Origin of the sequence: Aliiroseovarius sp. YM-037 (genome assembly GCF_048060095.1) — a bacterium.
Lineage (GTDB): Bacteria > Pseudomonadota > Alphaproteobacteria > Rhodobacterales > Rhodobacteraceae > JBLUOA01.
Genome location: NZ_JBLUOA010000001.1, coordinates 1,671,262 through 1,692,056 on the forward strand (window position 1 = coordinate 1,671,262; position 20,795 = coordinate 1,692,056).

Below are 20,795 nucleotides of genomic sequence, written 5' to 3' on the forward strand. Positions count from 1 at the left end.
GGTGCACCTGCGTCCGATCTTACGCCGGACTGCAACTGTCGCGCGAAGTGTGCAGGCCACTCTCGCGTTCGACTATATCCAGTTTTTGAAGAAACGCGCGGGAAATTGGACCAAAACGGGCGATTTGGTCGTTTTTCAGGCTGAATTCAGCTTACGTTGGGCGCAATCACAGGTTCAGGAGCTTTGCCACCCGTGGCGCGAAATAAGTCAGAATCCCATCGCATCCTGCGCGTTTGAAGGCCTGCAGGCTTTCGACCATCACGTATTCGCCATCGACCCAACCGTTCTGGGACGCCGCCACGATCATAGCGTATTCGCCGGAAACCTGATAGGCGAAGGTCGGCACGCCAAAGGTGTCTTTCACCCTGCGGCAGATATCGAGGTAGGGCATCCCCGGCTTCACCATCACCATATCGGCCCCTTCGGTCAGGTCGCGTTCGACCAGCCGCAGCGCCTCATCACTGTTGGCGGGGTCCATCTGATAGGTTTTCTTGTCGCCCTTCAGCGCGCCGGATGCGCCAACGGCATCCCGAAACGGGCCGTAAAAAGCGCTCGCGTATTTCGCGGTGTAGGAAAGCAGGGCGACGTTATGGCGACCGTCGGCCTCAAGCGCGTTTCGGATCGCGCCGATCCGTCCGTCCATCATGTCAGACGGGCCAATGATGTCCGCTCCCGCATCCGCCTGCGCCAACGCCATCTTGACCAGTGCATCAACCGTTTCGTCATTGACGATTTCGCCATTACGCACGATCCCATCGTGGCCGTTGGCGTTGTAGGGGTCGAGCGCGACATCCGTCATCACTGCGATCTCCGGCACCGCGTCCTTGATCGCGCGGATGGCTTGGTTTGACAGATTGTCGGGGCTCCAAGCCTCTTTGCAATCCTCAGTCCGCAGCGATTTCTGGGTGTAGGGAAAGATGCAGATCGCGGGGATTCCCAGATCGCGGGCTTTCTTGGCAGCCTTCACGACCAGATCGACCGAAAGACGCTCCACCCCTGGCATGGAGGCGACGGGCACGCGCTGACCCTTGCCACCGGTCACGAATACCGGCCAGATCAGGTCATCCACGCTTAAGTGCGTTTCGCGCGTCAGCGCCCGAAGTGCTGGGGTGCGGCGCAACCGTCTGAAGCGGGCGGTCGGGTAGGGGGCAACGGTCGGACGCATATCAAACCTCAGAAAATCGTTTCCCTTGGGTTGCACGGATTGCGCTTCACCTCAAGCTGGCATATCCCCAATTGCGGCGATAAAGTCCGAAAACAGGCAAAACGGGGACGCAGAATTGGACTGGTATCAGACCGTATTCGAACTGATCGACATGCGGTCCTTTTCAAACCTTTGGTTCTGGATCGCGTTGGCCGTTTTGTGGTCGTCCACAAGCCATTGGGTGCTGGGCGTTCCCTACGACCTCGTGCTGCGGGCGCGGCGCAATGGTGGTGAGGCGATGGCTGATCTTGAGGATATGGTGCGGATCAACACATCGCGCATGATCTATATCGCAAATGTCTCGGGTGTCTGGTTGATGGCGTTCGGATTCTTCGTTTTGACAAGCCTCGCCCTGCTTGGCTTTCACTACCGGGTCGAATTTGCGCAAGCCGTCTTTCTACTGCTGTTTCCGATGAGCTTTGTCGCCATGCTTAGCCTGCAAACCGCGCGAGCGTTCGTTAGGGATGAACCGACGGGCGAAGATCTCTGCAAGCGGATGTATAACCACCGCCTTTGGACGCAGCTGATTGGTATGATCTCGATCTTCGTGACGGCGATGTGGGGCATGTATCAGAACGTCACTTTCGGTGTTCTGGGCGGCTGACGGAGAACACGCATGTCAGAACGGCACATCATCGCGGGTGGCGCGCCCGAAGGCTTTGACGCAAGGCTGATCGCTAAGGAATTGGCCAAGACCGGCGGCCCGGTCATCCATGTCGCGCGCGATGACAAACGGCTGGCGGCGACCCACGCGGCGCTGTCGTTCTTTGCGCCGGATGTTACGGTGGTCGATTTTCCAGGCTGGGATTGCCTGCCTTATGACCGCGTGTCGCCAAACCCGGGTATTTCCGCGACCCGTATGGCGACACTTGCCGCGCTGGCCCACGGTATACCGGGGCAGTTCATCCTGCTGACGACCTTGAACGCCGTCAGCCAGCGAGTGCCAGCGCGCGACGTTCTGAGACAAGCTGCCTTCACCGCCCGTGTCGGCTATCAGATTGATGAGGCGGAACTGCGCGCTTTCCTCGTCCGCATGGGGTTTTCCCAGACACCAACAGTGACGGAGCCGGGGGATTTCGCAGTGCGCGGGGGGATCATCGATATTTATCCGCCGGGGGATAGCGGCCCAGTCCGGCTTGACCTGTTCGGCGACGTTCTGGATGGCGCGCGACGGTTCGACCCCGCAACCCAACGCACAACAGAGCCGCTGAGCGTGGTGGAGCTTGCGCCGGTTTCCGAAGTCATCCTCGACGACGCAGCGATCACGCGCTTCCGTCAAAACTACCGCATCGAATTTGGCGCGGCGGGCACGGACGATCCGCTTTACGAAGCCGTCAGCGCCGGGCGCAAGCATCAGGGCGTCGAACATTGGTTGCCGTTCTTCCATGAACGGCTCGAAACGCTGTTCGACTATCTGCCCGACGCCAGCATCTTCCTTGACGATCAAGTGACCCCAGCCCGGATCGCGCGGTGGGAATCGATTGAAGATCAGTATGAGACGCGGAAACTCGCGCTCGATCAGAAAAGCCGGATGGATACAGTCTATAAACCGGTGCCACCGGGGCTTCTATATCTGGACGATGCCGCTTGGGAAAAGGCGGTCGAGGGGCATCGCGTGGTTCAGATGTCGGCACTGCCCAAAAGCACCGGGCCGGGGGTGATCGACGCAGGTGGGCGGATCGGACGCAATTTTTCACCCGAGCGCCAACAGGAATCGGTCAGCCTTTTCGGTGCGTTGAGGGATCATATTAACGCGAAACGCAAAGATAGTCAGGTCATCCTCGCCAGCTATTCCGAAGGGGCCCGGGAACGTCTGCATGGGTTGATGCAAGATGAAGGCTTAGAAAAAGCGCATCTTATCAATGATTTTCGCGACGTTGCTGATACGACAGGGGGTGTTCACCTCGCGATTTGGTCGCTGGAGCATGGGTTTGAAGGCGACGGGCTGACCGTCATTTCTGAACAAGATGTGCTTGGCGATCGGCTGATCCGTGCACCAAAACGCAAAAGACGGGCCGAAAATTTCCTGACCGAAGCGCAAAGCCTGTCTCCGGGGGATCTGATCGTCCATGTCGATCACGGGGTCGGGCGCTACACGGGGCTTGAGACGATTACCGCGATGGGCGCACCGCACGAATGTATCGCGCTGGAATACGCGGGCGGGGATCGGCTGTTCCTTCCGGTGGAGAATATCGAACTCCTCAGCAAATTCGGGCATGAGGAGGGGTTGCTTGACCGGTTGGGCGGCGGCGCGTGGCAGGCGAAGAAAGCGAAGCTGAAGGAACGCATCCGGCAGGTCGCGGACAAGCTGATCCGTATCGCCGCCGAACGCGCCTTGCGCCGCGCCCCGATTATGGAGCCGCCACACGGCATGTGGGACGCGTTTTCCGCTCGGTTTCCGTATCAGGAAACTGACGATCAGTTGGGCGCGATTGAGGATGTGTTGGCCGATATGGCCTCCGGTCAGCCGATGGATCGGCTGGTCTGCGGCGATGTGGGCTTTGGTAAGACCGAGGTTGCGATGCGGGCTGCGTTCGTTGCGGCCATGTCAGGCGTGCAGGTCGCGGTTATTGCGCCGACGACTCTGTTGGCGCGGCAGCACTACAAAAGCTTCAAGGACCGGTTCCGCGGCTTTCCGATCAATGTGCGGACCCTGTCGCGTTTCGTGCCCGCAAAGGAAGCCGCCCAAACCCGCGAGGGGCTGGCCCGTGGGACCGTCGATATCGTCATCGGCACCCATGCTTTGTTGGCGAAATCTGTGCGGTTCCAGAACCTTGGGATGTTGGTGATCGACGAAGAACAGCACTTCGGCGTGAGCCACAAGGAACGCCTGAAATCCATGCGGTCCGACATTCACGTTCTAACGCTGACCGCGACGCCGATCCCGCGCACGCTGCAAATGTCGCTGTCCGGGGTGCGCGATCTGTCGATCATCGGCACGCCCCCGGTCGACCGGCTGGCAATCCGCACCTATGTGTCGGAATTCGATACGATCACGATCCGCGAGGCACTGCTGCGCGAACATTATCGCGGCGGGCAAAGCTTTTTCGTCGTGCCCCGGATCAAAAACCTGCCGGAGATAGAGGAATTTCTGCGCGATCAGGTGCCGGAGGTCAGCTTTATCACCGCGCATGGTCAGATGGCGGCGGGCGAGCTTGATGACCGGATGAATGCCTTTTACGACGGTAAGTATGATGTGCTGCTGGCGACGACGATTGTGGAAAGCGGCCTCGATATTCCGACCGCAAACACGATGGTCATTCACCGCGCCGACATGTTTGGCCTCGCGCAGCTTTATCAGATAAGAGGTCGTGTGGGGCGGTCAAAAACGCGGGCCTATGCTTACCTCACCACGAAACCCCGCGTGCCCTTGACGCCGAACGCCGAAAAGCGGCTTCGGGTGCTGGGCAGTCTCGATACACTCGGGGCGGGGTTCACGCTCGCCTCGCAAGACCTCGACATCCGGGGGGCGGGCAACCTGCTTGGCGAAGAACAATCCGGCCAGATGCGCGAAGTCGGCTATGAACTTTACCAACAGATGTTGGAAGAGGCGATTGCCAAGATTCGGTCGGGCGAGGTCGAAGGGATCACCGACGACGACGGTCAATGGGCGCCGCAGATCAACCTGGGCGTGCCGGTCCTGATCCCCGAAGACTACGTGCCCGATCTTGACGTGCGCTTGGGTCTTTATCGGCGACTATCGGGCCTTGCCACCAAGGTTGAACTTGAAGGCTTCGCCGCCGAACTGATCGACCGCTTCGGCAAGCTGCCGAAAGAGGTGAACACCCTACTGTTGATCGTCAGGATCAAGGCGATGTGCAAACGCGCGGGGATTGCCAAGCTGGATGGTGGACCGAAGGGCGCGACGATTCAGTTCCACAACGACAAGTTTGCGTCGCCCGAAGGATTGGTTGATTTCATGCACGCGCAGGATGGGCTGGCCAAGGTCCGCGACAACAAGGTCATCGTGCGCCGCGACTGGCGCAAGGACAGTGACAAGATCAAGGGTGCGTTTGCCATTGCCCGCGATCTGGCCGAAAAGGTTGTTGCGAAGAAAAAGGCTGGGAAGGCCGCCGCGAAATCCTGACGGATCAGGTGCTGCTTGCGACCCGCTCCAACTGTGCGACGCGACGCATCAGCAGCCAGCCGATCCCGGTCAGAACCACTGCGCCGACCGCCAATGGAACTGGCGTGCCGTCAAACGCCAACCCGATTGGAACCGCAATCAGCACCGCCAGAACGGTCGACACCGCGCCAATGATCGACGCGGCCATGCCCGCGATATGGCCCATAGGCTCCATCGCCAGAGCGTTGAGATTGCCAAGCGTCAGACCGAGGATAAAGAAGATCGACGTTGACCACGCAAAATAAGCCGGAAAGTAAGCCCAGTCCGGCCACAACCCGCCAGCCGTCATCACGGCCATCAACAGCGATGCGATAAACTGCCCGGCCAGCGCGACCGAGATGAGGTAGCGCATGCCAAGCCGAACCACCAAAGCGGCGTTCACGAGGCTCGCGCTTGAGGCGATGATCGCGGTTGCCCCGAACCAAAGCGGGAACCGCGCGCCTTCGTCAAACGTCACGTCGTAGATCTGTTGCGTGGTCGAAATCACCGACATCAACATCCCGAAGACGAGGGTCTGCACAAGCACCGATAGAACGAACATTTTGTTGCTGCCGACCTCACGGAACGCGGACATGAAGTTCGCGAACCGGAAAGGAATGCGCGCCTCTATCGGTAGGGTTTCGGATTGCCGAAGGGCGAGCCACAAGCCCGTCGCAGCGGCGAAGATCACGAAGGTCGCAAAGATCGCGCGCCAACCTAAGAAATAGATAATGACAGCGCCCAGCGATGGGGCGAGCGCGGGGACCAGTGAAAACACCAGCATGACGAATGACATGATGCGTGCCATTTGGCGCCCGGAATAAAGATCCCGCACGATGGCGAGCGCCACGACTCGCGGCCCGGCTGCGCCTAGCCCCTGCAACGCCCGCGCTGCAAGAAGGGTTTCCAGCGACTCTGCCCACCACGCCAGGAGCGCCATCGCCGCATAAAGTGCGGCCCCGGACAGCAGGACGACCTTGCGCCCGAACGCATCGGACAGCGGCCCGGTAAACAGCGTGCCGACCCCCATGCCGAACACAAAACTCGTGATGACCAATTGCGCCTGGTTCAGATCGTCGGGTGTCAATTCCTCCCCAATCGTCGGCAACGCGGGCAGCATCGCGTCAATCGAAAAGGCGATTGTCGCGAACAACATTGCGATCATGGCAATGAATTCCGGCGTGGACAGGCGGCGGGGCATCAGATCACTTTCGGCTGAGGGCGGTTCCAAAACAGAAACGCTGCAGCTGCCCATATCCCAAGTTCAAACAGGAATGTCCAATGGGTAAGGACGCATGGCTGCGGAGAGAGGTCATTCAGCGTCCTTGATCTGTTCGACGACCTCATCAATCACCTGCGCCCACAGCTCTGGCGATTGCGCGCCGGGCAGAGCGTGCTGGTTGGCGATGATAAAGCATGGCACGCCCGTCACGCCCTTTTCGCGGGCGTTCGCGTCCCGGTCGCGGATGTCGTCAACGTCGGCGTCAGTGCCAAGCAGATGCCGGATCATCTTTGCGTCGATGCCAATCCCGTCTGCGATGTCGATCAGAACCTCGGTATCGCCAATGTCGCGGCCTTCCTTGAAATAGGCGCGGAACAGGGCGGAGACCGCAGCGGTCTGCCGACCCTCAAGCCCCGCCCAATGGATCAAGCGGTGCGCGTTGAGCGTATTCGGCGTCGTCTCGATAGCTTCGAAATTGATCTCCAGCCCAGCTGCCTTTGCGTGTTCGACGACCGGGGCGTAGGCTTTTACGGCACCCTCCTTGCCGCCGAATTTCGTTTCCAGATAGGTGCGGCGATCCATGCCTTCGGCGGGCATCTCGGGGTTCAACTGGTAAGGATGCCATTCGATCACGAAGGGATGATCCGGGTGCTGTTCCAGCGCACGGTCCAGATTGGCCTTGCCGATATAGCACCACGGGCAGATCGGGTCGGAGAGTATATCAAGTCTGACCATGGGTATCCTCATAGCGCTGGCGCAGTTCGCGCCTTAGAAGTTTGCCGTTCGCCCCTTTGGGCAATGCCGCGACCCGTCGATAAATGCGCGGCTGTTTGTAGCGGGCCAGCCGCTGCGAAGCGAAGGTGGTCAAATCCGCGTCGTCCAGCGAAGGGTTGGAGACATAGAAGGCGGCGATCACGGTTGTATCGGCTTTTACTGCGACCTCCGCAACTGCGGATTCCTGCACATGGGGGTGTGCGTTCAGGATCGCTTCGACCTCAAGCGGGGAAACGCGGAAACCCCCGGCGTTCATCATGTCATCCGCCCGCCCAAGGTAAGTAATCGCCCCGTCCGCCGCCATTGCGCAGGTATCACCGGTGAGGAACCAGTCGCCAACAAAACGTGCGCGGGTTTCATCCTCCGCCCCCCAATAGCGCAACATCAGGCCGGGGTCGTGGCGGTCGACGGCCAGAACGCCGGGGGTGTCATGGGGAACGGGCGCTCCGGCGTCGTCCAAGATCGCGACCTTTCGGCCCAGTTGGGGATAACCCGAAGCGCCGGGCGGTGGCGGGGAGGTCGGACTGCCTGACAGGAAGGTCGAACATTCCGACATGCCGAATGCCTCAAAGATCGGGGTTCCGGTTGCGCGGGTCCATCCGTCCGCGACACTCTGCGAGAGTTTTTCGCCAGCAGAAAGACCGTGCCGCAACGTCGGCGTGCGCAGTTTGTCGGCGCTGTGGAGCACCTGGCGGTAAACACCCGGTGCCGCGGCGAACAACGTCGCACCGTGCTCACCGATTAGCTTCGGCAGGGCCTCGGTCGGCATCCCCGCCGCCGGGATCAACGCCGTCGCGCCAACCGTCCATGGGTCCATCAGGCCGGTGCCAAGCGTGTAGGTCCAGTTGAACGCCCCTGCATGCAGCACGCGGTCGTCGGCCGTCAGACCATACCAGCCGTCCCACATCATCCGTCGCGCCCAAATCGCGCGATGGGCGTGGCACACCGCACGCGGAACGCCAGAGGAGCCGGAAGTATAGATGATGTAGCCGAGCCGTTCTGGATCACCCTTCGCGTAGTCCGCGGGCGGTAGCGATTGCATCACCTCAAGCTCCGCCTCGGCGATCTGTGGCACGTGGGTTTCGGGGCAGGGGATGCCATCGCCCCGCGCAATCAGCGTCGGCGTAACGTCGGCGATGATCTTTGCGACCTCAGGCTCTGTCAGTTGCGCCGCTGTTGGCACCGGGACAAGATCAACCGCGATGCAGGCAAGATAGGTCAGCGGAAACTCAACCGTGTTCCCAAGCCGCATTAAAACGCGATCACCGGGCTTCGCACCACTCGCAAGCAAGCCCGACGCCGTGCCCAGAACCGCCCGTTCAAGCTGTGCGTATTTCCAGATCTCGGTGTGATCCGCGTGCAAAACCTCCAGCGCCGGTTTGTCGCCAAGCGATGCGGCGCGGCCAAGCACGTATGCCGCCATATTGAACGGCGCGGGGCAGGGCGGCGGCGGGCCAGTGTCAAAGATGGAAACCATCCGCCTGTGCTAGTCCCGCATGGGGCGGGTTGCAAGATCGGGTGGATCAGTCGCGATCAAACAGGATCGGCAGGATTGCGGCCGCGACGGCGACACCGACACCCTGCATCAGAATGAACATCAGAACGTCGCCGGGATTGATCCCAGCAAAGGTATCCGAAAACGCCCGCGCGATTGTCACCGCAGGGTTTGCGAAACTTGTGGACGACGTGAACCAATACGCCCCCGTGATATAAAGCCCGACGAGTGGCGGAACTGCGTCAGGCCGATGTCGCGCGCCGCCGAAAATCACGAATAACAGCCCGAAGGTTGCGATGATCTCGCTCGACCATTGGCCGACGCCAGCGCGGGCGGTGGTGGAGCTTTGCAGAATCGGAAGGTCGAACATCAGATGAGACAGCCAGACGCCGATGATCCCGCCAGCGATCTGAACAATCACGTAGGGCGCGACGTTTTTCCAGCCATGCTCCCCCCTGAGCGCGAAGGCGAGCGTCACCGCCGGATTGAAATGAGCGCCTGAAACCGGGCCAAGCGTCGTAATGATCGCATAAAGGATACAGCCCGTCGCAATCGCATTGGCGAGCAACGCGAGCGCGATATTATCACCCGCCAGGTTCGCCGCCATGATCCCCGACCCTACGACACCGATCAACAGAAAGGCGGTGCCGATGAATTCGGCCAGCAGTTTGTGGCTCATGTCAGTGTTCCTATGCGATCAAGCTCTTGCTTCAGGGTCGCCTTGTCCATCGTCTCAATCGGCAAGGCAAGAAGCATTTCGGCGCGTTTGCGCAGGATGCGGTAGGCTTCATCAAACGCGGATTCCCACTCCGGCTTGCTCGCGGCGGCGGGGTCTTCAACGCCCCAATGGGCGCGCAGCGGCGCGCCGGGCCACATCGGGCAGGTTTCACCAGCGGCGGAGCCACAGACGGTAATCACCAAGTCCATTTCAGGGGCGTTGGGTTCTGCAAACTCATCCCAGCTTTTGGACCGAGCGGGACTGACGTCGTAACCTTCGCGCGCCAGCAGTGTCAGGGATTGCGGATGGACCTTCCCCGCAGGTTGCGACCCGGCAGAGAAGGCGGTGACGCGACCCTGCCCCGAGCGATTGAAGATCGACTCAAGCATGATCGACCGGGCGGAGTTGCCGGTGCAAAGAACGAGAATATTCATGCCAGCCGCTTAGACGGCATTTGTAACATCGGTATGACGAATGTTTAGATTGCGTTATCCACGGCCCGCGCGCCGCGGGAAATGTCGCGGCCAATACCCTCAACCGTTGCACATCCGGCAAGCCCAAGCACGGATGCGATCAACAGGATACGGATTGTCATTCTCTATTCCTCCCACCACCAAACGTCGGGCTGAAAGCCGACCCAGTCGCCATACATCGGCAAGGCTTCGGGATAATGCAGCTCTTTCACATGGGCAAGACGGGAAACGGGGTTGTGCCAAACTGGAACGACATAGCGCCCGCTGGTCAGCGCACGGTCAAGCGCATGGGTTGCGGCGCGAAAGCCCTCCTGCGTTTCGGTGGTGAGGATTTCTGTGATCATCGCGTCGATTGCCGGGGATTGAACGCCCATCCAGTTGCGCGATCCTTCCTGCGTGGCGGCCTCGGACCCCCAGTAGAGCCATTGTTCGTTGCCCGGCGACAGGGACAGGCTGCGCTGATAATAGGCCATGCCGAAATCGAACGCGTTTGTGCGCTCTTTGTATTGGGCGCTGTCGACAATCGTGACGGTCGGCGTGATTCCCATGCGCGACAGGGCTTCGGTGTAGATATCGATCATCTGATGCGTCTGCGTCGCCCCTTGCGACAACAGGATTTCAAAGGTGAAGGGTTGGCCTTCGGTATTCTTCATCTCGCCCTCCTGCACGGTCCAGCCGGCCTCCTCCATCAACGCGAGGGCCGCGCGAAGGTTCTTGCGGTTCCGCTCCGTCCCGTCGCCTTCGGGCAAGCTGTAGCCTTCAATCGCGCCGGGCATCAGGTCATCTGAGAACGGCTCCAGAAGGGCGAGCACCTGACCCTCTGCCGGATCATGCGACATGCCGAGGACGGAATTAGAGAAATACGAGGTGATACGCGGATCGCGCCCGCCATTCAGGCTTTGGTTGATGAATTCAAAGTTGAACGCCTGAATCATCGCCTCGCGCACGCGCCAGTCCTTGAAGGCGTCGCGTCGAGTGTTCATCACGAACCCCTTGATGCCGGACGGGCGTTCGTGGGGAATGAGGCTTTGCACGATGTCGCCGGATTGAATGGCCGGGAAATTATAGTTCGTATCCCACTTCGCCCCGTTAGATTCGCGAAAGCTGTTGGTTTCGCCGGCCTTGAACGCCTCAAATACCACATCACCATCGCCAAAATAATCATAGCGGATTTCGTCGAGGTTGTGGCGGCCCCGATTGAAGGGCAGGTCATTGCCCCAGTAGTCAGGATTGCGTCGGAAGCTGATGTAGCGCCCAACGTCGAACGCGTCGATCACGTATGGGCTGCTGCCAATCGGCACAATGTCGATACCGCCGGATTCTGCAAAATCGACACCGCCATATTGGGCTTTCTTCAGGATCGGGCGCAGGCCAACAATAAGCGGCAGTTCGCGGTCTTCAGTGTTGAAGGTGAAACGAACGCTACGCTCGCCGGTCGCCTCAACCGAGTCGATCTTGTTCCAGGCGTTTATATAGCGCGGATGCCCGACCGTGCCGAGGGTTTCGAACGACCAGATGACATCGTCGACGGTGACGGGGGAGCCATCGGAAAACGCAGCCTCTTCCCGCAGGGTGAATTCCACCCATTCGCGGTCTGGTCCGGTCTCAACTGATTCGGCCAGAAGACCGTATAGAGTGAAGGGTTCATCGTAGTTTCGCCCCAGAAGGCTTTCAAAAACATGGCTTCTTACGCCCCACGGCGCGCGGCCTTTTCGGATATGAGGGTTAAGGCTGTCATACCCCCCCGGTTCACCAAAAACGATGCGCCCACCTTTCGGAGCATCCGGGTTCGCGTAAGGAAGAGACACAAAATCCGGTGGCAGGACAGGATCGCCATACATAGCTATGCCATGTTGCGGTTCGGCGGTGGCGAATCCGGCAGCGCCGATCAATGCAATCGCAGCACCAAGAGCGCGAAACGGGCGGAAAATTTCTGATTTCATTTTTGCTTTGATCCCTGTTGCCGAGTGTCACTTCGACCCCGACGCTAACGAGGGTTTCAAATCAATTCAAACTTTTAGCTTGGAAGGCGGCGGGGGATTGCGTATAAAGGGGGCACTGCTCGATAGGTTTCTTGCCTGTATGAAACCTGCCTCAATAACTTAACGCTGGCTTCGGCCAGCGTTTTTTTTGTCGTGCGGTTCGCTGTGGTATTCGCTGGCACAGGATTTATAGTCTGCCGCGAATATTATCAGAGCTTCAGGGGACAGCATGACGCTTAGTGGAAAAACCGCCATCATCACCGGATCGAATTCGGGAATCGGATTGGGTATCGCACAGGAATTGGCCAAGGCCGGGGCCGATGTCGTGCTAAACTCCTTCACCGACCGGGATGAGGATCACGCACTGGCTGAGAGCATCGCGAAAGAGCATGGCGTGAGTGCGCGATACATCAAGGCGGATATGTCGAAGGGCGACGAATGCCGTGCGTTGATCGAAAAGGCTCGGGCATGCGATATCCTGATCAACAACGCCGGTATTCAGCACGTTGCGGCGATTGATGAGTTTCCCGTCGATAAGTGGGACGCAATCATCGCGATCAACATGAGCTCTGCCTTTCATACGACCGCTGCGGCGTTGCCGATGATGCGCAAGGCCGGGTGGGGCAGGGTGATCAATATCGCCTCGGCCCACGGCCTGACCGCGTCGCCTTACAAATCCGCCTATATCGCTGCAAAGCATGGTGTTGTCGGTATGACCAAAACGGTAGCTTTGGAAACGGCGGAAGAACCGATCACAGCCAATGCGATCTGTCCGGGCTACGTGCTAACCCCGCTGGTCGAAGCGCAGATTCCCGACACGATGAAGGAATACGACATGAGCCGCGAGGACGTGATCAAGAACGTCATGCTGAAGCGGCAACCCTCGAAAGAATTTGCGACGGTCGAACAGATGGGCGGCACGGCCGTGTTCCTGTGTTCCGACGCTGCGGCGCAGATCACGGGCACCACCATCAGCGTCGATGGCGGTTGGACCGCGCTATAAGATTAATGCCTTCGGCGAGAGTATTTTGAGCAAGATGAAACGGATCAATCTGGCCCTTCAGGGCGGCGGCGCCCACGGGGCGTTTACCTGGGGTGTCGTCGATCGGATTCTCGATGAAGGCGATATTGAGATTGCGGCGATTTCCGGCACCTCCGCGGGGGCGCTGAACGGGGCCGCGATCAAGGCGGGGTTTGTCGTTGGCGGCCGTGATGCAGCCCGCGAAAACCTTAACTGGTTGTGGGACCAGATGGGCGCAACGACGGGGGCAGGATACCTTGATTGGGTCGCCGGGGTCGCACCCTCGGCGGCGATGCTGTCAAACCTGATCGGACATTCGCCCGGGTATCAGTTCGCAGATGCTGCGTCGCGTGTGTTCAGCCCCTATGCGCTTGGCCCGGCCTATCGTAATCCAATTGAGCGGATCGCGCGGCGGTTTCGCTATGACAAGGTTTGTGCGGCTGAGGGGCCGCGGTTCTTTGTCTGCGCGACCAACGTGCGCAGCGGACGTATCCGGGTCTTCACTGGCGAAGACATCAATACGAAGGTTCTGATGGCCTCCGCCTGCCTGCCGACGATCTTTCAGGCGGTGGAGATCCCGGACCCCGCGACAGGCAAGAAGGAAGCCTATTGGGACGGCGGATATACCGGGAATCCCGCGCTGTTTCCGCTTTATGACCACGCATTGCCGGACGACATCGTTGTTGTGAATATCAACCCGCTTTATCGCGAGGATTTGCCACGCTCCGCGCCTGAAATTCAGAACCGGATCAATGAAATCGGGTTCAATACTTCATTGCTGGCGGAGTTGCGGTCTATCGCCTTTGTCAAACGCCTACTGGCAGAGGGGCGGCTGGAGCCCGGACAGATGAAAAACGTGCGGGTGCATATGATCGCCGACGACGACTTGATGAACGATCTGTCCGTCGCGACCAAGATGGTGCCAGTGCCAACACTGCTGGCCCAGTTGAAAGAGGCCGGGCGCGCGGCGGCAGACGCTTTCCTGTCGGCGCATTTCGACGATCTGAACAATCGCGATACGCTGAACCTTGGAGCGATGTTTGATTAATCGGTGGGTGGTGGAATTTTTGGGTCTTTGCCATTCGGATAGACCAGCCCGGCAGAGATGACGAGTTTTGCCGCATCTTCAACCGTCATCTCAAGCTCGATCACGTCCTTTTTCGGAACGAACAGCAGAAAGCCCGAGGTTGGGTTTGGTGTCGTTGGCAGGAAGACCGACATCAGCCCGCCATCGCTTGGGATGCTGGCGTCGATCTCTCCCTTCGCGCTAGTGGAAATGAAGGCGATGGCCCAGATGCCCCTGCGCGGGTATTCGACCAGACAGGCCTTGTCGAATGACGTGTCGGCCTGCGAAAACACAGTCTCCGCAATCTGTTTCAGCCCACTATAGACGGACCGCACGACCGGCATCCGCTGGACGATGCTTTCGCCCCAGTGAAGCAGCGACCGCCCCATGATCCCTTTCGCCATCCATCCCACGAAAACCGTGAAGATCAGGAAGACGATGACGCCAAGGCCGCGCAGGTTGATGCCGATGTAATGCTCCGGCCGCAGGTTCCACGGAATGAACGGCAGCACCCAACTGTCGATCCAACCGACCAGCGTCCAGATCAGCCACGCGGTCAGGAAAATGGGGGCAATGACGACAAGCCCGGTCAGAAAGCTGGCGCGTAGTCCTGCAAACCGTCTGCGGCGCACGCGCGGTTCTGGGGTCTGGTCGTCATCAAGTTTCATGCATGGTCTCTTGTGTCAATCAAGCGAACTTAGGCGCTTGGGCGCATTGAGACAATAAGAAGAATGCTGAAACCGCGCGAACTAGGTCATCTCGCGGGCAATCTTTGCCGCAAGACGCGCATTGTTCATGACCAGCGTAATATTCGCGGTGAGGGAGCGGCCTTCGGTCAACTCAAATATCCGCTGGAGCAGGAAGGGCGTCACATCCTTTGCCGTGATGTTCTGCGCCGCAGCCTCATCTAGCGCTTGGGCGATCACAGGGTCGAGCGTTTCGCGGCTGATCTCAGCCTCTGCCGGGATCGGGTTGGCGACAAGCTGGCCGCCGGGCAGTCCCATCGCGACGCGCGTCTGGTGAGCCGCTGCGATTTCTGTCGGAGAGTCCATACGGATCGGTGCCGGAACGCCGGAGTCGCGGGACCAGAACGCCGGGAATGCATCTTGGCCAACGGTGATGACCGGAACGCCGAGGGTTTCGAGGGTTTCGAGTGTTTTTGGCAGATCGAGGATTGCCTTCGCCCCCGCAGCCACAACCGTCACCGGCGATTGCGCCAGTTCCTGAAGGTCGGCTGAGATGTCAAAGGTCTCCTCCGCGCCGCGATGCACGCCGCCGATGCCGCCGGTCGCGAAGACGCTGATTCCTGCGAGTCTTGCGCAGATCATCGTCGCGGCAACAGTGGTTGCGCCGGTTCCGCCTGTCGCGATGCAGGCTGCGATATCGGCGCGGGAAAGTTTCGCGACGTCCTTCGCCTGCGCCAGTGCGTCAAGCTCGGCATCGGTCAGCCCGATATGGATCTGCCCATCGATGATTGCCATCGTGGCAGGCACGACTCCGTTCTCTCGAATAGCCGCCTCAACCTGCCGGGCGGTTTCGACGTTCTGCGGGTAGGGCATTCCGTGGGTGATGATCGTGCTTTCCAGCGCGACGATCGGATCGCCCGCGGCGCGCGCCTGTTCGACTTCGGGCGCGTAGCGAAGGGATAGGGTCATAAAGGGGTCTCTCCGGCAACGTAGTTTGCGGCGGCGGTCAGCGCGGTTCTTAGCGCAGTACCGCCTTGTTCGCCGCGCAGTTCAGCCGCGATATGGGCGGCCATGAAGGTATCGCCCGCGCCCGTGACACGAGTTACCATGACTTCGGGCGGCGCTTGGGTCAGCAGGGCGTTGGTATCCGCAACCGCCGCTTCTTTCCCGCCGTCCGTAACGAGCGCGCGGTGTGCGCCGCGATCAACGAGGGCGCGGGCGGCGTCGGTGGCCGACGTGAACTCCGATTTGCAGAGCAATCCGGCCTCTTCAAGATTAACGTAAAGCGTCGCGCCGGGATGCCGCAGGAAGGGCATCAACCGTTCGGCCTTGCCGGGTGAGGCGGGCGCGACTCGCAGGTCGGCGTTCTGGAACAGGGGGCTGCCGGCAATCTCCTCCAGCAGCGTTTCGGTCAGGTTGCCATCAAGTGCGATCGTGCCGTCAAACGGCGCGGCCGTGTCTCCAAGGCGTCCGTCTGCGAGGGGGCGCAGGATTTTGTCGCCCGCCGCCTCAAGCGAGTGGGCATCGGCAATCGCCGCGATCAGGCCGTTCGCACCCTCAATCGCCATATAGATGTCGGTTGGCAGGTCGTCGGACCGATAGATCAGATCAGTTTCCATCGACATGCGCGCGGCGGCAGCAATCAACTCATCACCTTGTTCGTCTCGCCCGATGGCGGTCAGCAGCACCGGGCGCAAGCCGAACCGCGTCAATGTCATCGCGATATTCATCGCTACGCCACCGGGCAGGCGGGTGATCCGCCCCGGCACGTCTGACCCGGCGCGCATATGGCTTGCGCTGCGGCCGATCACGTCCCACAGGACGGAGCCAATGCAGATGATCTGGGTCGAATTCATGCGCCCTTATTGAACCTTTCGGCTGGGGGTGCAAGCCGACCCAATCAGGATTTCAGCGGATAGCGGTCCGGTTCTTCAAACACGTCAATCGCGACGGTCCCGGCGGCAATTTTGCCGCTGTGAACGACCCCGGCCGGTATGTTGTAACAATCGCCGGGTCTATAGGTCTGAGTGTCGTCCCCGATAGTCAGTTGGGCGGAGCCTGCAACGATGGTGCCCCACTGGCCCAGATGCGAATGGGGCGGCAAGTCCATATCTTTATGAAATGTAAAGAAAACCACCAAACCGCTGTCGGACTTCACGACGTTAGTGGTGACGACATCGGCGGGGAAGGGGATATCAATCTCGGGGAAATTCAGAATGAAATCAGGTAGGGACATAATCAGACCTTTCTTTGATCGACCCGTCCTAGCACGTTTCGCCACCGTTTTGGCTGCCGATTATCGCCCAGAGGGCTTGCGCAAACCGAATAGGTGGGGTAGAGCGCACCCACTTCACAGGCGAGGCTTGGGCCGAACGGGGAGACATCCCGTAAGGTCCGCCGGTTGGGCACATGCCCTTGACAGCTTCGCCGAGGCGCAAACCGGAAAGGAAACTTGGACATGGCGCTCCCTGAATTTTCTATGCGTCAGCTTTTGGAAGCTGGCGTTCACTTTGGTCACCAAACCCAGCGATGGAACCCGCGTATGCAGGAGTTCATCTACGGCGACCGTAACGGCATCCACATCATGGACCTGACGCAAACCGTCCCGATGTTGGACGCTGCGTTGAATGTTATCCGCGAAACCGTTGCAAAGAACGGTCGCGTGCTGTTCGTTGGCACTAAGCGTCAGGCGCAAAAGCCGATCGCGGAAGCTGCGGAAAAATGCGCACAGTATTACATGAACCACCGCTGGCTGGGTGGCACGCTGACGAACTGGAAAACCGTTTCCAACTCGATCAGCCGCCTGAAAGCGATTGACGAAAAGCTTGCTGAAGGCGCCGATGGCCTCACCAAGAAAGAACGTCTGGGCATGGAACGCGAGCAGGCGAAACTGCAAGCCTCGCTTGGCGGTATTCGCGAAATGGGCGGTGTGCCTGATCTTCTGTTCGTCATCGACGTGAACAAGGAAGACCTCGCCATCCTCGAAGCCAAGAAACTGGGCATTCCGGTTGTGGCTGTGGTTGATACGAACTGCTCCCCCGATGGTGTGGATTACATCATTCCGGGCAACGATGATGCAGCGCGGGCGATCAGCCTTTACTGCGACCTCGCGTCGCGCGCGGCCCTTGACGGGATGACCGCACAGCTTGGCGCCGCTGGTGTTGATCTGGGCGAGATGGAAGCGTCGCTCGAGGAAGAAGCGGTTGCGGAAGATGCACCGGCAGAAGCCGCTGCTGACGCCCCCGCAGAAGAGAAAGCCGCAGCCGAGGGCTGAGCTTTACTTAACGGATAGCGGGGCAGGGTAAGCCTGCCCCGAACCATTACGACAAATCAGGAGAGCCGACATGGCAATCACCGCTGCACTGGTGAAAGAACTGCGCGATTCCACGGGCGCAGGCATGATGGACGCAAAGAAAGCGCTGACCGAAACGGACGGCGACATGGAAGCCGCCGTTGACTGGCTGCGCACCAAGGGTCTTGCAAAGGCCGCAAAGAAATCCGGCCGCACGGCAGCCGAAGGCCTTGTCGCCGTTGCGGTTGACGGTGGCCGCGGTGTCGCGGTTGAGGTGAATTCCGAAACCGACTTCGTTGCGAAAAACGCAGAGTTTCAGGGCATGGTTTCGGCCATTTCCAAAGCCGCGCTTGGCGTGTCTGATGTTGAGGCGCTGAAAAACGTCGATCTCGGCGGCAAGACGGTTGAAGAAACCATCACCGACAAGATCGCGACAATCGGCGAAAACATGGCGCTGCGCCGCATGGCGTCCGTCGAAGGCGATGCTGTTGTGTCCTATATTCATAACCCTGCAGCCGACGACATGGGCAAGATTGCCGTTCTCGTCGCGTTGAAAGGGTCGGACAACGGAATCGGCAAGCAGATCGCGATGCATGTCGCGGCTGCGAACCCGGCATCCTTGGGCGAAGCGGATCTCGACCCCGCGCTGGTTGAACGCGAAAAGCACGTTCTGACCGAGCAAGCGCGCGAGTCCGGCAAGCCTGAACAGGTCATCGAAAAGATGATCGAAGGGCGCATGAAAAAATTCCTGTCCGAAGTCACGCTTCTGGGTCAGGCCTTTGTCGTGAACCCCGACGTTACGGTTGCCGAGGCAGCCGCCGATGCCGGTGTTGAGGTTCTGGCGTTCGTTCGCCTTGAACTTGGCGAAGGTATTGAGAAGAAAGAAGAAGACTTCGCCGCCGAAGTTGCGAAAGCCGCCCAAGGCTAAGCAATCGGTGAGGGCAGGGCGCACAGCCCTGCCAGCGCATCAGGTCACAAAATCAAAACGGAGCAGGCCCGGGAAGGACTGCTCCGTTTCTTTTGGGCGCGCTCCATAACATCTGGGGATGAGGAACAAAGCGTCCCGGGGTTGTCGACCGATATAGCTGAATATACACCAATCGATCGACGATCCAGTTTCCCGGACGAGTCCAGAGAGCCTATCAATATCAGGTCCCCAACCTCGTATGTTCCCAGGCTCAAAGCCACCACTCACGGAACTTTATCAGTTTGCATCCTTACCTAAGGTAAAGGAAGTCCGGGATTCCTTACCCGCTGTTAACTTTCTGGATCGAGCATGAAAATTTGGTTTTGAAACGCGGCTTTCAGCACCGCCTGCGCTGTCGTGTCCACGTCCAAAACCTCGCGCGCCAGACGCAGGTGTTTTTCGACCGTAGCGGGCTTCAGATCCATGATCGTCGCGATGTCCTGCATCGTCTTTCCGTTACCGACCCATTCCAATGCCTCGCGCTGGCGTTTGGTCAGCGGACGGCGCAACCCGGAGTAGGGGAGATTGATCAGCTTTAGATGCGCGACGTTGCAGATCACCTTGATGTTGGTGCCGTGCTTCGCCCAGATCTCGTCCACATCGTCATGGGTCAGCCCGGCCTTGGCCGTCAGCGCCAAACCACCCTTGGCCCGTTGTGACACCGTATGAAAGCTCAGCGCATAACCGGTTGTGATGCCCATCTTACGATTGAACTCGTAAACCTCAATCTCTTCCGGCGTCAGCTCACCGCGCTCCAGTTGTTCAGAAATGTGCCGCCAACTGCACGCGCCGTCATTCTCAAGCGCCCAACGCACCATCGGCGCATTGAAGTAGAGCTTGTCACCCAGAAACCGATCCAGAAATTCCCGGCTGTGGTTCGACAGGATCAGAAAATCCTCAATATCGCCCAGCGACCGTTCGGATCGGAACTGCGTATAGCCATAGATCAGCCGGTCAAATCCGAACTCCGCCATCTTATCGACAAGACGGTTCCAGACATCCTCAGCCGACGGAGACTCCGTCAACGTTTCCAGAAATGTTGCGAGCACTAACGCCCCCTTAGATGTTCCACCAAAGCATCTATCGCGAGTATGTATCCGTGCGGTCCGAAACCACATATCTGACCGATTGCCACACGTGCGACATGGGATTCATGTCGAAACGTTTCGCGCGCGTGGATATTTGAAAGGTGCAGTTCGACAAGCGGCAGCGACACTGACGCCACCGCATCCATCAAGGCAATCGATGTATGGGAATATGCACCGGCGTTCAGGATCAGGCCATCATGCGTTCCGCGTGCCTCATGGATGTGATCGATCAGAACGCCTTCGTGGTTCGACTGAACCGCCGTCAGCGTCGCGCCAAGCGTTTTGGCATGGGCAACTGACCGTTCCTCAATCTCTGCAAGCGTCGTGGTGCCGTAGACATCGGTCTGACGGGTTCCTAGCAAATTCAGATTTGGACCATTCAGCAGCAAGAGCGACGGCATGGAATATCCCTTTGATTTCTGAACCTTTCTAGCCAAAGTGACCCGGAGTTGTCGAGATACCGAACAGCTCCGCCAATGATTGACGTAAATATGTTGTGTGGGGACTTGCGTTTTCGGCAGGGATTTGCGCAAAGGCGTTGTTTTCCTGGTTTCTAGGTGTATTTAGAAGTTACATAATATGTATTATACGTAATTCAGATACGCCATGAGCGCCTCCAATAAACATGATGAACAACGTTCATTTGCACCAGTCCCTACTCAGACCGTATATCCCTGCATAGTGGCTCAACGTCGCTCCGAA

Annotated in this window: 20 protein-coding genes; 6 read left to right on the plus strand and 14 right to left on the minus strand. The window is 59.1% G+C overall.

The window, feature by feature from the left end:
* Window positions 1-166: 166 nt before the first annotated feature.
* The gene (gene hemB / locus ACEWPJ_RS08260; RefSeq protein WP_416512339.1) at window positions 167-1,165 is read right to left on the minus strand and encodes a porphobilinogen synthase; all 999 of its coding nucleotides are present in this window, start codon (window positions 1,163-1,165) and stop codon (window positions 167-169) included.
* Window positions 1,166-1,280: 115 nt separating this feature from the next.
* On the opposite strand from hemB, the gene ACEWPJ_RS08265 reads away from it, so the two are divergent.
* Window positions 1,281-1,808: a component of SufBCD complex gene (locus tag ACEWPJ_RS08265; RefSeq protein ID WP_416512341.1), complete on the plus strand. Its 528-nt coding sequence runs from the start codon at window positions 1,281-1,283 to the stop codon at window positions 1,806-1,808.
* A 12-nt stretch (window positions 1,809-1,820) separates the two neighbouring features.
* Entirely contained in the window at window positions 1,821-5,291 is a 3,471-nt protein-coding gene (gene mfd, locus ACEWPJ_RS08270) for a transcription-repair coupling factor (RefSeq protein WP_416512343.1), read from the plus strand.
* A gap of 4 nt (window positions 5,292-5,295) precedes the next feature.
* Here mfd and ACEWPJ_RS08275 read toward each other — a convergent pair whose 3' ends face one another.
* The 7 genes from ACEWPJ_RS08275 to ACEWPJ_RS08305 form a co-directional block, all read right to left on the minus strand.
* Window positions 5,296-6,510 (minus strand): multidrug effflux MFS transporter, encoded by a 1,215-nt coding sequence (locus tag ACEWPJ_RS08275; RefSeq protein ID WP_416512345.1) that lies wholly within the window; start codon window positions 6,508-6,510, stop codon window positions 5,296-5,298.
* Window positions 6,511-6,621: 111 nt separating this feature from the next.
* Window positions 6,622-7,266: a DsbA family oxidoreductase gene (locus ACEWPJ_RS08280; RefSeq protein WP_416512346.1), complete on the minus strand. Its 645-nt coding sequence runs from the start codon at window positions 7,264-7,266 to the stop codon at window positions 6,622-6,624.
* Window positions 7,253-8,782 carry a class I adenylate-forming enzyme family protein gene (locus ACEWPJ_RS08285; protein ID WP_416512348.1) on the minus strand — a complete coding sequence of 510 codons (1,530 nt, stop codon included), beginning with the start codon at window positions 8,780-8,782 and terminating at the stop codon, window positions 7,253-7,255. The genes ACEWPJ_RS08280 and ACEWPJ_RS08285 overlap by 14 nt, the downstream gene beginning before the upstream one ends.
* A 46-nt stretch (window positions 8,783-8,828) precedes the next feature.
* Window positions 8,829-9,479 carry an MIP/aquaporin family protein gene (locus ACEWPJ_RS08290; protein ID WP_416512350.1) on the minus strand — a complete coding sequence of 217 codons (651 nt, stop codon included), beginning with the start codon at window positions 9,477-9,479 and terminating at the stop codon, window positions 8,829-8,831.
* Window positions 9,476-9,952 carry an arsenate reductase ArsC gene (locus ACEWPJ_RS08295; RefSeq protein ID WP_416512352.1) on the minus strand — a complete coding sequence of 159 codons (477 nt, stop codon included), beginning with the start codon at window positions 9,950-9,952 and terminating at the stop codon, window positions 9,476-9,478. The genes ACEWPJ_RS08290 and ACEWPJ_RS08295 overlap by 4 nt, the downstream gene beginning before the upstream one ends.
* A 44-nt stretch (window positions 9,953-9,996) precedes the next feature.
* Window positions 9,997-10,113, minus strand: coding sequence for an entericidin, EcnA/B family (locus ACEWPJ_RS08300; RefSeq protein WP_416512353.1), 117 nt, complete (start codon window positions 10,111-10,113; stop codon window positions 9,997-9,999).
* A 3-nt stretch (window positions 10,114-10,116) separates the two neighbouring features.
* The gene (locus ACEWPJ_RS08305; RefSeq protein ID WP_416512354.1) at window positions 10,117-11,934 is read right to left on the minus strand and encodes an extracellular solute-binding protein; all 1,818 of its coding nucleotides are present in this window, start codon (window positions 11,932-11,934) and stop codon (window positions 10,117-10,119) included.
* A 268-nt stretch (window positions 11,935-12,202) separates the two neighbouring features.
* Here ACEWPJ_RS08305 and ACEWPJ_RS08310 point away from each other — a divergent pair, with 268 nt between their 5' ends.
* Both ACEWPJ_RS08310 and ACEWPJ_RS08315 read left to right on the plus strand, forming a co-directional pair.
* Window positions 12,203-12,976 carry a 3-hydroxybutyrate dehydrogenase gene (locus ACEWPJ_RS08310; RefSeq protein WP_416512356.1) on the plus strand — a complete coding sequence of 258 codons (774 nt, stop codon included), beginning with the start codon at window positions 12,203-12,205 and terminating at the stop codon, window positions 12,974-12,976.
* A 34-nt stretch (window positions 12,977-13,010) separates the two neighbouring features.
* Window positions 13,011-14,042, plus strand: a complete 1,032-nt coding sequence (locus tag ACEWPJ_RS08315) for a patatin-like phospholipase family protein (RefSeq protein WP_416512357.1) — start codon at window positions 13,011-13,013, stop codon at window positions 14,040-14,042.
* On the opposite strand, the gene ACEWPJ_RS08320 is transcribed toward ACEWPJ_RS08315, so the two are convergent.
* From ACEWPJ_RS08320 to ACEWPJ_RS08335, 4 genes are all read right to left on the minus strand, one after another.
* Window positions 14,039-14,728, minus strand: coding sequence for a DUF502 domain-containing protein (locus tag ACEWPJ_RS08320; RefSeq protein WP_416512358.1), 690 nt, complete (start codon window positions 14,726-14,728; stop codon window positions 14,039-14,041). The genes ACEWPJ_RS08315 and ACEWPJ_RS08320 overlap by 4 nt on opposite strands.
* 81 nt (window positions 14,729-14,809) lie before the next feature.
* Window positions 14,810-15,715: a pseudouridine-5'-phosphate glycosidase gene (locus ACEWPJ_RS08325; protein WP_416512360.1), complete on the minus strand. Its 906-nt coding sequence runs from the start codon at window positions 15,713-15,715 to the stop codon at window positions 14,810-14,812.
* Complete coding sequence (locus tag ACEWPJ_RS08330) at window positions 15,712-16,602, minus strand: PfkB family carbohydrate kinase (RefSeq protein WP_416512362.1); 891 nt, start codon at window positions 16,600-16,602, stop codon at window positions 15,712-15,714. Before ACEWPJ_RS08330 ends, ACEWPJ_RS08325 begins: the two co-directional genes overlap by 4 nt.
* Before the next feature lie 44 nt (window positions 16,603-16,646).
* Window positions 16,647-16,982, minus strand: coding sequence for a cupin domain-containing protein (locus ACEWPJ_RS08335; RefSeq protein ID WP_416512364.1), 336 nt, complete (start codon window positions 16,980-16,982; stop codon window positions 16,647-16,649).
* Between the two features lie 222 nt (window positions 16,983-17,204).
* Between ACEWPJ_RS08335 and rpsB the strand changes: the two genes are divergently transcribed.
* Both rpsB and tsf read left to right on the plus strand, forming a co-directional pair.
* On the plus strand, window positions 17,205-18,020 hold the full coding sequence (gene rpsB, locus ACEWPJ_RS08340; RefSeq protein WP_416512365.1) for a 30S ribosomal protein S2: 816 nt from the start codon (window positions 17,205-17,207) through the stop codon (window positions 18,018-18,020).
* A 70-nt stretch (window positions 18,021-18,090) separates the two neighbouring features.
* Window positions 18,091-18,966: a translation elongation factor Ts gene (gene tsf, locus ACEWPJ_RS08345; RefSeq protein ID WP_416512367.1), complete on the plus strand. Its 876-nt coding sequence runs from the start codon at window positions 18,091-18,093 to the stop codon at window positions 18,964-18,966.
* 329 nt (window positions 18,967-19,295) lie between these two features.
* On the opposite strand, the gene ACEWPJ_RS08350 is transcribed toward tsf, so the two are convergent.
* Window positions 19,296-20,054, minus strand: a complete 759-nt coding sequence (locus tag ACEWPJ_RS08350) for a helix-turn-helix transcriptional regulator (protein ID WP_416512368.1) — start codon at window positions 20,052-20,054, stop codon at window positions 19,296-19,298.
* Window positions 20,054-20,494 carry a type II 3-dehydroquinate dehydratase gene (aroQ, locus tag ACEWPJ_RS08355; RefSeq protein ID WP_416512369.1) on the minus strand — a complete coding sequence of 147 codons (441 nt, stop codon included), beginning with the start codon at window positions 20,492-20,494 and terminating at the stop codon, window positions 20,054-20,056. Before aroQ ends, ACEWPJ_RS08350 begins: the two co-directional genes overlap by 1 nt.
* Window positions 20,495-20,795 lie beyond the last annotated feature (301 nt).